At 27.0% G+C, this 13481-nt stretch carries 15 protein-coding genes; all 15 read left to right on the top strand.

Annotated features, from left to right (window positions below; genetic code table 11):
• Positions 1-3: 3 nt before the first annotated feature.
• A complete protein-coding gene (locus NWE74_RS07800; protein ID WP_258242652.1) occupies positions 4-423 on the top strand; it encodes a hypothetical protein in 420 nt (139 codons plus the stop codon).
• Positions 413-940 (top strand): hypothetical protein, encoded by a 528-nt coding sequence (locus NWE74_RS07795; protein ID WP_258242651.1) that lies wholly within the window; start codon positions 413-415, stop codon positions 938-940. The genes NWE74_RS07800 and NWE74_RS07795 overlap by 11 nt, the downstream gene beginning before the upstream one ends.
• 2 nt (positions 941-942) lie before the next feature.
• Positions 943-1449, top strand: coding sequence for a shikimate kinase (locus tag NWE74_RS07790; protein WP_258242650.1), 507 nt, complete (start codon positions 943-945; stop codon positions 1447-1449).
• Positions 1450-1504: 55 nt separating this feature from the next.
• Entirely contained in the window at positions 1505-1951 is a 447-nt protein-coding gene (aroQ, locus tag NWE74_RS07785) for a type II 3-dehydroquinate dehydratase (RefSeq protein WP_258242649.1), read from the top strand.
• Positions 1952-2177: 226 nt separating this feature from the next.
• Positions 2178-2735, top strand: coding sequence for an elongation factor P (gene efp / locus NWE74_RS07780; protein WP_092726006.1), 558 nt, complete (start codon positions 2178-2180; stop codon positions 2733-2735).
• Positions 2736-2822: 87 nt separating this feature from the next.
• On the top strand, positions 2823-3251 hold the full coding sequence (locus NWE74_RS07775) for a CD1247 N-terminal domain-containing protein (protein WP_258242648.1): 429 nt from the start codon (positions 2823-2825) through the stop codon (positions 3249-3251).
• 222 nt (positions 3252-3473) lie between these two features.
• Positions 3474-4175 carry a ribonuclease III gene (rnc, locus tag NWE74_RS07770; protein WP_258242647.1) on the top strand — a complete coding sequence of 234 codons (702 nt, stop codon included), beginning with the start codon at positions 3474-3476 and terminating at the stop codon, positions 4173-4175.
• A gap of 28 nt (positions 4176-4203) precedes the next feature.
• Complete coding sequence (locus NWE74_RS07765) at positions 4204-5274, top strand: elongator complex protein 3 (RefSeq protein ID WP_258242646.1); 1071 nt, start codon at positions 4204-4206, stop codon at positions 5272-5274.
• A 27-nt stretch (positions 5275-5301) separates the two neighbouring features.
• Positions 5302-8856, top strand: a complete 3555-nt coding sequence (gene smc, locus NWE74_RS07760; RefSeq protein WP_258242645.1) for a chromosome segregation protein SMC — start codon at positions 5302-5304, stop codon at positions 8854-8856.
• Positions 8857-8981: 125 nt separating this feature from the next.
• A complete protein-coding gene (gene ftsY / locus NWE74_RS07755; protein ID WP_258242644.1) occupies positions 8982-10358 on the top strand; it encodes a signal recognition particle-docking protein FtsY in 1377 nt (458 codons plus the stop codon).
• A gap of 146 nt (positions 10359-10504) precedes the next feature.
• Positions 10505-10873 carry a YlxM family DNA-binding protein gene (gene ylxM / locus NWE74_RS07750; protein WP_258242643.1) on the top strand — a complete coding sequence of 123 codons (369 nt, stop codon included), beginning with the start codon at positions 10505-10507 and terminating at the stop codon, positions 10871-10873.
• Positions 10870-12222: a signal recognition particle protein gene (gene ffh / locus NWE74_RS07745; RefSeq protein ID WP_258242642.1), complete on the top strand. Its 1353-nt coding sequence runs from the start codon at positions 10870-10872 to the stop codon at positions 12220-12222. The genes ylxM and ffh overlap by 4 nt, the downstream gene beginning before the upstream one ends.
• 37 nt (positions 12223-12259) lie before the next feature.
• Positions 12260-12526: a 30S ribosomal protein S16 gene (gene rpsP / locus NWE74_RS07740; protein WP_071119726.1), complete on the top strand. Its 267-nt coding sequence runs from the start codon at positions 12260-12262 to the stop codon at positions 12524-12526.
• A 24-nt stretch (positions 12527-12550) separates the two neighbouring features.
• On the top strand, positions 12551-12778 hold the full coding sequence (locus NWE74_RS07735; protein ID WP_258242640.1) for a KH domain-containing protein: 228 nt from the start codon (positions 12551-12553) through the stop codon (positions 12776-12778).
• A 187-nt stretch (positions 12779-12965) separates the two neighbouring features.
• Complete coding sequence (gene rimM / locus NWE74_RS07730; protein WP_258242639.1) at positions 12966-13478, top strand: ribosome maturation factor RimM; 513 nt, start codon at positions 12966-12968, stop codon at positions 13476-13478.
• The last annotated feature ends 3 nt before the right edge of the window (positions 13479-13481 follow it).

Genomic DNA, 13481 nt, shown 5'->3' with positions numbered 1-13481 from the left:
AATGTGACATTAATAGAAGTAGTTATATGCATGAGTATAATTATAATAATTTCAACATTATGTTTTTTTAATGGAGACAATAAAAATTATCTTTTAAATTCTTTTACAAAGCAATTATGCTCAGATATAAGGTATGTAAGAAAATGTAATATGATGGGAGATCTTAAAACGTATATATATTATAAAGAAGAAAGTAATCATATAAGCTATATACTAAGATCAAATTTAAAAGATGTTAAAGAAGTTTCATTACCAAAAGGAGCTAATTTAGCAGGATTAAGCAAAATATCTTTTAAGCAAGATGGGACTCCTATAAGACAAGGAAGTACTATTAAGATATATAATGGTATAATAAAAAAAGAAATAACAATAGTGCCTGTAAGTGGAAGAGTTCTACTGAAAGAAGGAAAGTATGAATCGTAAAAAAGATGGATATTTACTATTAGAAAATGTTATTTCAATTACTATAATATCAATAATATTATTGATATTATATTATAGTTTATTTTTCACATATAATTTAAAAAATAAACTTGAGTCTAAAGTTGAGCTACAACAACAATCAAATGAAATAATGAAGTATATAGAGAATGTAATAGAAAACTCAAATGGAATTATAAGTATAAATTCAAAAGATTTTAAAGATAACGAAGTTATAAGTGCTAATTCTATAAAATGTAGATATAATGATACGAATCTAAATAAAAAAGATAAAGAAATTAGTTTTAAAGAGAATTTAAATAAAATATTTATTAACTCACTTAATAATTCTGGGAATAGTGAACCAGGAGGATACGAAATAGGCGATTACGTCGAAAAAATATATACAAAAACTAGTAGAGATAAACATTTTGTTAATATAAAATTAGTTTTATATAAAGATGGAGAAACAATAGAGAAGGAATCTAACATAAATATAAGAAATTTTAAGGGAGATTAATTATGAAACTTATATTAATTGGTTTTATGGGGACTGGAAAAACAGTAATAGGAAAAAAGATTTCAAATAAGTCTAATATAAAATTTGTAGATATGGATAATGAAATTGAGAAAAGAGAAAATATGACTATAACTAAAATATTTGAAATAAATGGAGAACAATATTTTAGAATATTAGAAACAAAAGTATTAAAAGATTTATTAAAAGAAAATAATATAATAATTTCTACAGGTGGCGGCATTGTAACTACGGATGAAAATTTAGATATATTAAAGAAAGAAAAAAATGTTGTATTTCTAGATGGAAATGTAGAAACTATAAAAAGAAATGTATCTAGAGAATTAGATAAAAGACCATTGCTAAAAAATAGTTCAAATATATATGACACTATTGAAAAACTACTAAATCAAAGATATGACAAATATAATAGTACTTGTGACATAAAAATAGACATAAATGATAAAAATATACAAGAAGTAGTTAGTGAAATACTTGTTTCTATTAGATAATTTGTGATATTATTAATAGTGGTAAAAGTTTGTAATCGAAGAGTCGGGGGTATTTATGAAAATCATAGTGATTAATGGGCCAAACCTAAATATGTTAGGCCAAAGAGAACAAAGCATATATGGAAAAAATACTTTAAAAGATTTAGAAGATTATGTATTAAATAAATTTAAAAAAGTAAATGATGAAATTACCATAGAATTTTTCCAAAGCAATCATGAAGGTTATATAATAGATAAAATTCATGAATCTATGGATATATATGATGGAATAGTTTTAAACCCAGGTGCCTTTACTCATTATAGCTATGCTATTCATGATGCTATTAAATCAATAGATATTAATGTAGTAGAAGTTCATATATCTAATATACATACAAGAGAAAAATTCAGACAAAAAAGTGTAACAGCAAGTGCTTGTATAGGACAAATATCTGGATTTGGATTTGATAGTTATGTACTTGGTATAACAGCATTAATAAATGCTAATAATGTTTTTGAATAAGTTATTTTACATAAAATTATATTAATATAACTTGACAAGATTACAATAGGATATATAATTGAAAAAGGTATGGTGATTATATATACATATAAGCTAAATACATAGTTATAATACAAGTATTTTCTAAAGTGAAAATTAAAAAATTTATTATAATATGTACTATATATGATTTTAGCATCAGCATCACCAAAGCATAATAAAATTATTTTTATATGGAGGGACAAAAATGGTATCAGCAAGTGATTTTAGAAAAGGTGTAACATTTGAAAAAGATGGACAACCATGTTTAATAGTTGATTTCCAACACGTTAAACCAGGAAAAGGTGCAGCGTTTGTAAGAACTAAATACAGAAACTTAAGATCTGGAGCAATAAGAGAAGAAGCTTTCAACCCAAGTGATAAATTCCCAAAAGCTCATATAGATACAAGACAAATGCAATACTTATACAATGATGGAGAGTTATACTACTTCATGGATGAGGAAACATTTGATCAAGTGCCTTTAAACTATGAACAAGTTGAAGACGCTATAAAGTTCTTAAAAGAAAATGAAGTTGCTACAATAAGATTCTACCAAGGACAAGCATTCCAAGTTGAAGCTCCAAACTTTGCAGAATTAGAAGTTGTAGAAACTGAGCCAGGAATAAAAGGAGATACTGCAAGTAATGTAACTAAAGCAGCTACAGTAGAAACTGGTGCAGTTGTTCAAGTTCCTTTATTTATAAATCAAGGAGATAAGATAAAAATAGACACTAGAACTGGTGACTATTTATCAAGAGTTTAATAAATTATGTATAAAAAGCTTGTATATCTTAATAATAAAGATGTACGGGCTTTTAATTTATATATATAATGAAAGAGAGGGGTATCTATGAAATACTTATATGAAGAAGTTGCATACCTAAAAGGATTAGCTGAAGGACTAGAAATAGAACAGCAAAGCAAAGAAGGAAAAATAATACATAAAATAATAGACGTATTAGAAAGTTTTGCAGATGCAATAGTAGAGCTAGATGAAGAACAAGCTGATTTAGCAGAATATGTGGAATCTATAGATGAAGATTTATCAGATGTAGAAGATGACATATACGAAGACGGCGAAGAAGATGAAGATGACGAGCTTAGTTTTATAGAAATGGAATGCCCAAATTGTGGAGATTTCGTAGAAGTAGATGAAGAACTTTTATATGATGAAGAAGTAGATGTAGTTTGCCCTAACTGTCAAGCGATAATATTATCATCAGATGACGATGATTGTATGTGCATAGATTGTTGCGATGATCTAGATGATGAAAATTAAATGAATTATAGACACCTATGGGAAGTATTTCTCATAGGTTTTTCTATATACTTAAAATTAAAAATTCGGTAAATAATAATTATATTAAAAACAAAAATATATATTTAAATATACAAAATACAATAAATTTTACATAAAATATACAATATGAATTTTATTTTGCAATACTTACAGAAAAATAGTACACTATAATCTAGAGATAATAAACTCGGAGGTAGTATAATGAAAATAAACAAAAAAATATCGGATACTATAGAACAATTTGAAAATATAATAGAATACAGATTTAATAACAAAAATTACATATTAGAAGCATTAACTCATAGTTCATATTCAAATGAAAATAAAGATTATGAATTTAATGAAAGATTAGAGTTTTTAGGTGACTCGGTCTTAAGTATTATAGTAAGTGAATATTTATTTAAAGAAGAAACAAGTCTTCCAGAAGGAGAATTAACTAAATTAAGAGCTAATATAGTGTGTGAAGAATCTTTAAGTGATGCAGCATATGAAATTAAACTTGGAGAACATATGCTTTTAGGTAAGGGAGAAGAAGCTACTGGAGGAAGAGAAAGAATATCAATACTTGCAGATGCATTTGAAGCCGTAATAGCAGCTATATATTTAGATGGTGGATTGGAAAGTGCTAGGAACTTTGTACTTAAATATATGGAAAATATAATTCTTGATTCAAGAAAAGGTAAAATATTTAGGGATTATAAAACACACCTTCAAGAAATTTTACAAGGCAAAGGTGAAAATAATATATGGTATAAACTTGTAGAGGAAAAAGGTCCTGATCATAATAAGAGATTTGTTATGGAAGTTGGAACAAATGAAACAGTTCTAGGTACAGGCGAAGGAAAAAGTAAAAAAGAGGCAGAACAATTAGCTGCAAGAGTTGCGTTAAAAGAGCTTATATAAAATGGAAAAATCAAAAGGATGATGCTAAATGAAAAAGAGAATAATTCCTATATTTGTACCACATAGAGGTTGCCCTCATGATTGTATTTTTTGTAATCAAAAGAAAATAACGGGTGTAAGTACAGATATAACAAGTGAAGATGTTAGAAATATTGTAGAAGAATATCTTACCACTATAGATAGTGATGCAAGTGTTGAAATTGCATTTTTTGGAGGAAGTTTCACAGCAATAGACATAGAAATACAAAGAAGTTTACTTTCTGTAGCTAAAGAATATATTGATAAAGGACTTGTACATGATATTAGAATGTCAACAAGACCTGATTGCATAGATCAAAACATACTTTCAATGTTAAAAGAATATAAAGTAAGCATAATAGAACTTGGAGTACAATCTTTAGATGAAGATGTATTAAGAGATAGCATAAGAGGACATCATACCGAAGAGGTATTTAATAGTTCAAAATTAATAAAAGAAAATAATATACAATTGGGACTTCAAATGATGGTAGGGTTACCATCAGATACTGAAGAAAAATGTATAAACACAGCTAAAAAATTTATAGATTTAAATCCTGATTGTGTGAGAATATATCCAACATTAGTAGTTAAGGAAACTGGATTAGAAGATTTATTAAGTAGAAATAAATATAATCCATTTTCTTTAGAAGAAAGTATACAAATAGTGAAGAAGCTTTTAGCTTTATTTTATGTTAATAATATCAATGTAATAAGAGTTGGATTACAAGCAACTGATGATATTCAATTAGGAAAAGCTGTAGTAGATGGACCGTATCATCCAGCATTTAGAGAATTAGTTGAAGGTGAAATGATAAAAGATTATATAAACTATATTGTTAAAGAAAATAAAGTTACAAGTAGCGTAGTTATAAAAACAAATAAAAAAAATGTATCAAAGATAATAGGAAATAAGAAATGTAATAGTATTTATATGAAAAATAGCTATAATATTGATTTAAAAACACAAGAAGCAGATTTGAATATAAATAAATTAGAATTTATATTAGATGGACAAAAAGCCATTAATGTTGATTTTAAAGAAATCTATATAAATTTACATGAAATTTACAACCTTTAGTTTTGGCATTGAAGGGAGAAGAACAAATTGTACTTAAAAAGATTAGAACTTAAAGGATTTAAATCCTTCCCAACAAAAACAGATATATTATTTAATGAAGGTATTACTGCAATAGTAGGGCCTAATGGAAGTGGAAAAAGTAATATATCAGATGCTGTTAGATGGGTATTAGGAGAGCAAAGTATTAAGAGTCTTAGGGGCGAAAAATTAGAAGATGTAATATTTGCAGGAACAGATAGCAAAAAGGCAATGAATTATTGTGAAGTTGCTCTTACTATAGATAATAGCGATAATAAATTAGATTTAGATTTTAATGAAATAACAATAAAAAGAAGAGCATATAGAAACGGAGATAGCTCGTTTTTTTTAAATAATAAAAGTTGTAGGCTTAAAGATATAAAAGAGATACTTTTAGATACTGGAATTGGAAAAGATGGTTACTCTATAATTGAACAGGGTAAAGTAGATGAAATTTTAAGTAATAATCCAGCTAATAGAAGAAAAGTATTTGATGAAGCTTGTGGTATATCTAAGTTTAGATATAAAAAACAAGAGGCTGAAAAAAACTTAAGAAATACTAAAGAGAACTTAGAAAGAATAAATGATATTTATATAGAAATAGATAATCAATTAAAACCTCTTTTTATACAACAAGAAAAGGCTAATAAATACTTAGAGATAAGTGAAAAATTAAAAACAATAGAGGTAAATAGTTACATAAGAGAAATAGAAGAGCTTGAAAGAGAGCTAAATGAGATAAATAAACATAGTCAGTTATTAGAAAATCAACTAATAGAAACTGAAAAACAAAAAGAACTAGCTGAAAATGGATTTAATGATACAAATAAAGAAATAGAAGATATAAATGAGTCTATTAGCAAAGCTCAAGATTATATAAATAGTATAAATTCAGTTATATCTAAAAAAGATTCTCAAATAAACATTATAAATGAGAGAATAAAAAATTATAAGCATGAAATTGAAAGATGTTTTAAAGAATGTGAAGAAATTAAAGAAAAGATTAAATTTAATGATGTTAATTTAAAAGAATTACAAGATAACAAGATAAATAATGAAGATAAAATTAATTCTTTAAACAAAGATATAGAATCATTAAATAAACTTAATTTAAATAAAAAAGAAGAAATTGACTCTATAAATACTGAACTTGAGAATTTAAAAGATGACATTATAAATATTTTAAATAAAAAACAAGAAGCTTCTAGTAAGTTATCAACTTTAACTGCTAATATGGATAATATAAATTCTAGAACAGAAACAATAGATTTAGATATAAATGAAATAAATAAAGAATTAAACCAAAAGAGTGAACATTTAAAAGAATGTAACCAAAATTTTGATTCTAAAAATATAGATTTAAGAAAAATAAAAAATATATATGAAGAAAATATAGAAAAACTTAAAGAGTTCAATGAGTTAAGTGAAAATTTAGATAAAAATATTCAAGATAATAAGTATAGCTTAAATAATTATAATTCTAAGCTTACTGTATATATTGAAATGGAAAATCATAATGAAGGATTCAATAAAGGTGTAAAAGAAGTTTTAAAGAATAAATCATTAAGAGGAATACATGGTGCTTTAGGACAAGTTATAAGTGTAAGTCGAGAATACGAAAAAGCAATTGAATCTGCATTAGGTGCTTATATGCAAAATATTATAACTGATGATGAAAATAGTGCTAAAATGGCTATAAATTATTTAAAGCAAAATAATTTAGGAAGAGTGACTTTTTTACCTTTAAGTATAATAAAACCAAATAAAATCAATTTAAATAATATTAAAAGTAACACTGGGTGTATAGGTGTTGCTAGTGATCTTTTATCTTATGATGAGAAGTATAAAAGCATATTAGAGAATATTTTAGGTAGAACAATAGTAATTGACACCATAGATAATGGTATAAAGTTTGCTAAAGAAACAGGACATAAGTATAAGGTTGTAACATTAGAAGGTGAAATATTAAATCCAGGTGGGTCGTTAACAGGTGGAAGTTTTAGAACTAACGTGAATATTTTATCTAGAAAAAGGCTTATAAGTGAGTATAGTGAAAAAATTAAAATTAAAGAAAATGAAATTAAAACTCTTTTAAGTAAAAAGGAAGAGTACAATCAAAAAATTTCTTCATTAAAAAATAATATAATTGACTTAGAACTAGATATCAAAGAAATAGATAAAGATATAATTATTCAAGGTTCTAAAATAAACAGGATAGAAGACGAAATAAAAGTACTTAAACAAAATTTAAATAAGTTACAAAATGAAAAAGATGGGCTAAAATTAAATCAAAATATTACTATTGAAAGAACTAATTCGGTAAAAGAAGAGATAGATTCACTTGAAAATAATCATAAAAATAATAAAGATAGAATTTTAAAATTGACAACACAAGTTAAAGAGTCAAGTGGAACCTATGAAAATGATAAAGTAAAACATGGTAGCTTAAATTTAGAACTAGCAAAATATAATCAAGTTTATGAAAATATTTTATTAGAAATAAATAGGATTAATAATGAAAATATAGAATTAGAATTAAAATTTAATAACACAGATGAACTATTAAAACAACAACAAATAGAAACATCTAAATTAGAAGAAAATATTATCATAGAGCAAACAGAAAAAGTAAGTTTAAACAAACAACTGGGTGATAATATTAGAAATTTAGAAAATAAAAAAGTTGTTAAAGAAAGTTTAAAACAAAAATTAGAAGATACTAATAAAGATGTAAAAACAATAAATAGACAACATATGGATTTAAAGGAAAGTTTGTTTAAAGTACAAGGCAAACTAGATAGGCTAAAAGCAACTATTGAGACATATACAAATAAGTTGTTTGAAAATTACGAAATGACAATAGAAGAAGCTTTAATTATAAAAGATGATTCAATTGAGATAGATAAAAAGCTTCTTGAAAGTTTAAAAAGAGAAATAAGAAGTCTTGGACATGTAAATATAGATTCTATAAAAGAGTATGAAGAAGTTAAAGAGAGATACGATTTTTACAGTGAACAAAAGCAAGACTTAGAACAGTCTATAGAAGCTATAGAAAAACTTATATCAGACCTAGAAAAAAATATGAAATCTGAATTTAAAGTTAAATTTAAAGAAATAAATGAGAACTTTAAATATGTTTATAAAAGATTATTTGGTGGGGGATATGGAGAGCTTACTATACTAGATGAACAAAACATATTAGAAAGTGATATAGAAATAACAGCACAACCACCAGGTAAAAAAATGAAAAATTTAAACTTGTTATCTGGAGGAGAAAAGGCTCTTACAGCAATTAGTATACTGTTCTCTATATTAATAGCCAAACCAACACCGTTTTGTATTTTAGACGAAATAGAAGCTCCTTTAGATGATGCCAACATATTTAGATTTGGTGAATTTTTAAAAGAGCTATCTAAAGATACTCAATTTATATCAGTAACTCATAGAAGAGGAACTATGGAGGCATCTGACTACATTTATGGAGTAACAATGCAGGAAAAAGCAATTTCAAAAGTATTAAGTTTAAAACTAAATGAAGCAGAGGAAATAACTGACGTAATTTAACTTGATTAGTGATCAAATATTTATTAGAAAAGATAAGGGTTATTTGATCACTAATTTTGTAATAACTTAGATTATAATAAACTAAATTGAGTTTGAGTTTATAGTAACAATTAGGAGGTAATAAAGTGTTTAAGAAGTTGTTTAAATTTGGTAAGAAAAAAGAGGAAAATCAAGAAGTACAAGATCAGTCTGTTGAAACAAATGAATCAATAGAAGATATAAAAGACCAAGAGCAAGTAAGTGAGGAAGCTAAAGAAAATAAAACAATAGATGAAGTTGAAAATAAACAAAATGAAAGTTATATTGAAGAAAATGAAGATGCAGAAGAAGTTGTTAGTGAGGAAGATATAAAAGATGAAATAGTAGAAGAAAATATTATTAAAGAAAATGAAGTAAATAATATAGAAAATGATAATGAAAAATTAATAGATGATGGCGAGGTTATAGATGAATCTAAAATAGATGTTAATGACGCTGGAATAAAAGTTAAAGAAGAAATTATAGAAGACATTGAGGAAGAACAAGAAGGTCTTATTGAAGACATTGAAGAAGCAAAAGAAGAGCCTATAGAAGACATTAAAGATAAAAAAGTTAATTTATTTGATAGATTAAAACAAGGTTTAACAAAAGCTAAACAAGGAATAACAGATAGAATAGATGATGTTTTAAAATCATATACGAAAGTAGACGAGGAACTATTAGAAGAATTAGAAGAAATATTAATAACTGCAGATGTTGGAGTAAATACTACTATGGATATAGTAGAGCAACTTAGAGATAAAATAAAAGAAAAGAAAATAACAGACCCTATGGATGTAAGAGTTGAATTAAAAACTATAGTAGAAAATATATTAACAAATGATAACTCTACATTAGATGTCGAACATTCTCCTACTATAATACTTATGGTTGGTGTGAATGGAGTTGGAAAAACAACTACAATTGGTAAATTAGCAAACAGATACAGACAAGAAGGTAAAAAAGTTTTATTAGCTGCTGGAGATACATTTAGAGCTGCAGCTATAGAACAATTAGAAGTGTGGGCATCTAGAAGTAATGTTGATATAATAAAACATCAAGAAGGTGCAGACCCAGGTGCAGTAGTATTTGATGCTGTTAAGGCTGCTAAAGCTAGAAATGTTGATTTACTAATATGTGATACTGCAGGAAGACTTCATAATAAAGCTAATCTTATGAATGAGCTTGGAAAAGTATTTAAAATAGTAGATAGAGAGTTTCCAGAGGCTAAAAAAGAAGTATTATTAGTGGTAGATGCAACAACAGGGCAAAATGCAGTAGTTCAAGCTAAAACATTTAAAGAAGTTGCAGATATAACGGGTATAGTTTTAACAAAACTTGATGGAACTGCTAAAGGTGGAGTTGTACTTGCCGTTAAGAGTGAAGTTGATGTTCCAGTTAAGCTTATAGGTGTAGGTGAAAAAGTAGAAGACTTACAAGATTTTGATGCAAAATCATTCTCTGATGCTTTATTTGGGAATTAAATAGTAGTTACTCTAAAATGTTAACAATATTTATAAAATAGGTACACAACAGAATTAAAAAAATATTGACAATACATCCTGTATGATATAAAATACAATGTGTAAAGTAAATAACCTTTACAGTAAAACACTGGGAAGTGCAAGAGATGAATATAGAAAAAATGGTTGAGATTGGATTGTTATTTGAACAATACAAAAACTTACTTACTGATAAACAAAGAGAAATAGTATCTTTATATTATGAAGAAGATTACTCTTTAGGTGAAATTAGTGAAAATTTAAATGTATCAAGACAGGGTGTATATGATACGTTAAAACGTTCAGAAAAAATACTAAAAGATTATGAAGAAAAACTTAACTTAGTAGCTAAACTTCAAGAACAGGAAAAAAACGTCAGAAATATACAAGATAAAATTGTTGACATTAAGCAAAATTTATTGCAAAATAGAGTTTGTGCTAATTTAATCCCTAAGCTAGAAAATATAGAAGATATATGTAGGGAGATGTTAAAATGATATTTGAAGGATTATCTGATAAACTACAAGGAGCACTTGGTAAGTTAAAATCTAAAGGAAAGCTTACTGAAAAAGATGTTAAAGATGCTATGAGAGAAGTTAAACTTGCTTTATTAGAAGCAGATGTTAACTTTAAGGTAGTTAAAGATTTTATAAAAAAGGTTCAAGAGAGATGTGTTGGACAAGAAGTTATGGAAAGTTTAACTCCTGCTCAACATGTAATAAAAATAGTAAATGAAGAACTTACAAGTTTAATGGGAGATGTATCTAGTAAAGTAATGATATCGCCAAAACCACCAACAGTAATAATGATGGTTGGTCTTCAAGGGGCTGGTAAAACTACTACATCTGGAAAACTTGGAGGATATTTTAAAAAGCAAGGTAAAAGGCCTTTACTTGTTGCCTGTGACGTTTATAGACCAGCGGCTATAAAGCAGTTACAAGTAGTTGGAGAAAAATTAGATATACCAGTATTCAACATGGGTGACAAAGAAAGTCCAGTTAATATAGCTAAAGCAGGTTTAAGTCATGCTTTAAAAAATAATAATGACTTAGTAATAATAGATACAGCAGGTAGACTTCATATAGATGAAACTTTAATGGATGAATTAAAAAATATTAAAAGTGAAGTTAAGCCTCATGAGATACTTTTAGTTGTAGACTCTATGACAGGTCAAGATGCAGTTAATGTTGCAGAAAGCTTTAATGAAGCACTTGGAGTTGATGGAGTTGTTTTAACTAAACTAGATGGTGATACTAGAGGTGGGGCAGCACTTTCAATAAGAGCTGTTACTCAAAAACCTATAAAGTTCATAGGTATGGGTGAAAAGTTAGATGACTTAGAACCTTTCCACCCAGATAGAATGGCATCTAGAATCTTAGGTATGGGTGACATACTAAGTTTAATAGAAAAAGCTCAGGAAACTTTAGATTTGGAAAAAGCTAAGGAGTTAGAACAAAAAATTAAGAAACAAGAGCTTGATTTTGAAGATTTTCTAGAACAAATGGAACAAATACAAAACATGGGACCACTTGATAAAATAATAGGAATGATTCCAGGTATGGGAAATGTTAAAGACCAACTTGGAGATGTTGATTTAAATGGCAAGGAAATGAAAAGAACAAAAGCCATAGTACAATCAATGACAGTAGAAGAAAGAAGAAATCCTAGTATTTTAAATGCTTCTAGAAAGAAAAGAATAGCAAAAGGAAGCGGAACAAGTGTCCAAGATGTAAACAGGCTGATAAAACAATTCAATGAGATGAAGAAAATGATGAAGATGTTTACAGGCTCGCAAAAAAGTATGAAGAAAAGGGGCGGTTTTGCCGGACTTCCTTTCTTTAAATAAATAAACAATAGACAAAAATTTTTCGGAGGTGACTGTAATGGCAGTTAAAATAAGATTAAAGAGAATGGGATCAAACAAAAAGCCTTTCTACAGAATAGTAGTAGCTGATTCAAGATCTCCAAGAGATGGAAAATTCATAGAAGAAATAGGATACTACAATCCAGTTTCTCAACCAAAGCAAGTTAAAATAAACGATGAAAAAGCTGTAAAGTGGTTATCAAATGGTGCTCAACCAACTGATACTGTAAAAACTTTATTAGTTAACAACGGAGTAATGGAAAAATTCGAAGCTTCTAAAAAATAATTTTTTTAATTAGGAGATGAGTATATGAGAGAGCTAGTCTTAGACATAGCTAAAGCTCTAGTAGATGATCCTGAAAGTGTAGTAGTTGAGGAAAGTGAAGTAAATGACGAAATAGTCTTAAAACTTACAGTTTCTCAAGATGACATGGGAAAGGTTATCGGTAAGCAGGGCAGAATAGCTAAGGCTATAAGAACTGTCGTAAAATCTGCTGCAAATAGAGAAAATGTTAAAGTTTCTCTTGAGATAGTATAAAAGGATTAGGTATATACCTAATCCTTTTTGTATATAATCACAATTGATAATATATAAAATTAGTTTAATTTTAATAGATATACTAACGGTATACATTAAGTTATAATAATTTATATAAATAATATATGTTATAAAATTTAAAATAATATATAAAATAAGAGTAATTAAAGTTATAAGGAGAATGTTCATGGAGAAATTAACACACTTTAAAATAGGACAAATAGTTAATACTCAAGGATTAAAGGGGGAAGTAAGAGTATATAGCTATACTGATGATATAGATAGATTTGATGAACTAGAAACTTTCTACTTAGGTAAAGACCGTGAAAACCTATTAGAAGTAGAACGAGTTAGATTAAAAGGAAACATGGTAATAATGAAAATTAAAGGTGTAGATACTGTAGAAGCTGCTGAAAAGTTAAGAAATAAGTTCATGTATGTATCTAGAGAAGATAGTAGAGATCTAGATGAAGGAGAATATTTCATAGCTGATATGATAGGTATGGATGTAGAAACTATAGCTGGAGAGCATGTTGGTGTATTAACTGAAGTACTACAATACGCAGCTAATGATGTTTATGTTATAAAGGGAGAAGATAACAAAGAAATTATGATACCTGCAGTAATGAAATTTGTACCTACAATAGATATGAACGAAAGAAAAATGATAATAGATCCTATAAAAGGTATGTTAGACTAGGAG

The sequence above is a fragment of the Romboutsia lituseburensis genome (assembly GCF_024723825.1).
GTDB classification, from domain to species: Bacteria; Bacillota; Clostridia; order Peptostreptococcales; family Peptostreptococcaceae; genus Romboutsia_F; species Romboutsia_F lituseburensis_A.
Note: the sequence above shows the minus strand (reverse complement) of the source record. Positions and strands in the feature narration are given on the sequence as shown.

Excerpts from the sequence above, each read along its gene's own strand:
- NWE74_RS07790 (WP_258242650.1), top strand. The coding sequence starts at position 943 with ATGAAACTTATATTAATTGGTTTTATGGGGACTGGAAAAACAGTAATA.
- aroQ (WP_258242649.1), top strand. The coding sequence starts at position 1,505 with ATGAAAATCATAGTGATTAATGGGCCAAACCTAAATATGTTAGGCCAA.
- efp (WP_092726006.1), top strand. The coding sequence starts at position 2,178 with ATGGTATCAGCAAGTGATTTTAGAAAAGGTGTAACATTTGAAAAAGAT.
- NWE74_RS07735 (WP_258242640.1), top strand. The coding sequence starts at position 12,551 with ATGAGAGAGCTAGTCTTAGACATAGCTAAAGCTCTAGTAGATGATCCT.
- NWE74_RS07765 (WP_258242646.1), top strand. The coding sequence starts at position 4,204 with ATGAAAAAGAGAATAATTCCTATATTTGTACCACATAGAGGTTGCCCT.
- NWE74_RS07795 (WP_258242651.1), top strand. The coding sequence starts at position 413 with ATGAATCGTAAAAAAGATGGATATTTACTATTAGAAAATGTTATTTCA.
- rpsP (WP_071119726.1), top strand. The coding sequence starts at position 12,260 with ATGGCAGTTAAAATAAGATTAAAGAGAATGGGATCAAACAAAAAGCCT.
- rnc (WP_258242647.1), top strand. The coding sequence starts at position 3,474 with ATGAAAATAAACAAAAAAATATCGGATACTATAGAACAATTTGAAAAT.
- ylxM (WP_258242643.1), top strand. The coding sequence starts at position 10,505 with ATGAATATAGAAAAAATGGTTGAGATTGGATTGTTATTTGAACAATAC.
- rimM (WP_258242639.1), top strand. The coding sequence starts at position 12,966 with ATGGAGAAATTAACACACTTTAAAATAGGACAAATAGTTAATACTCAA.
- NWE74_RS07775 (WP_258242648.1), top strand. The coding sequence starts at position 2,823 with ATGAAATACTTATATGAAGAAGTTGCATACCTAAAAGGATTAGCTGAA.
- ffh (WP_258242642.1), top strand. The coding sequence starts at position 10,870 with ATGATATTTGAAGGATTATCTGATAAACTACAAGGAGCACTTGGTAAG.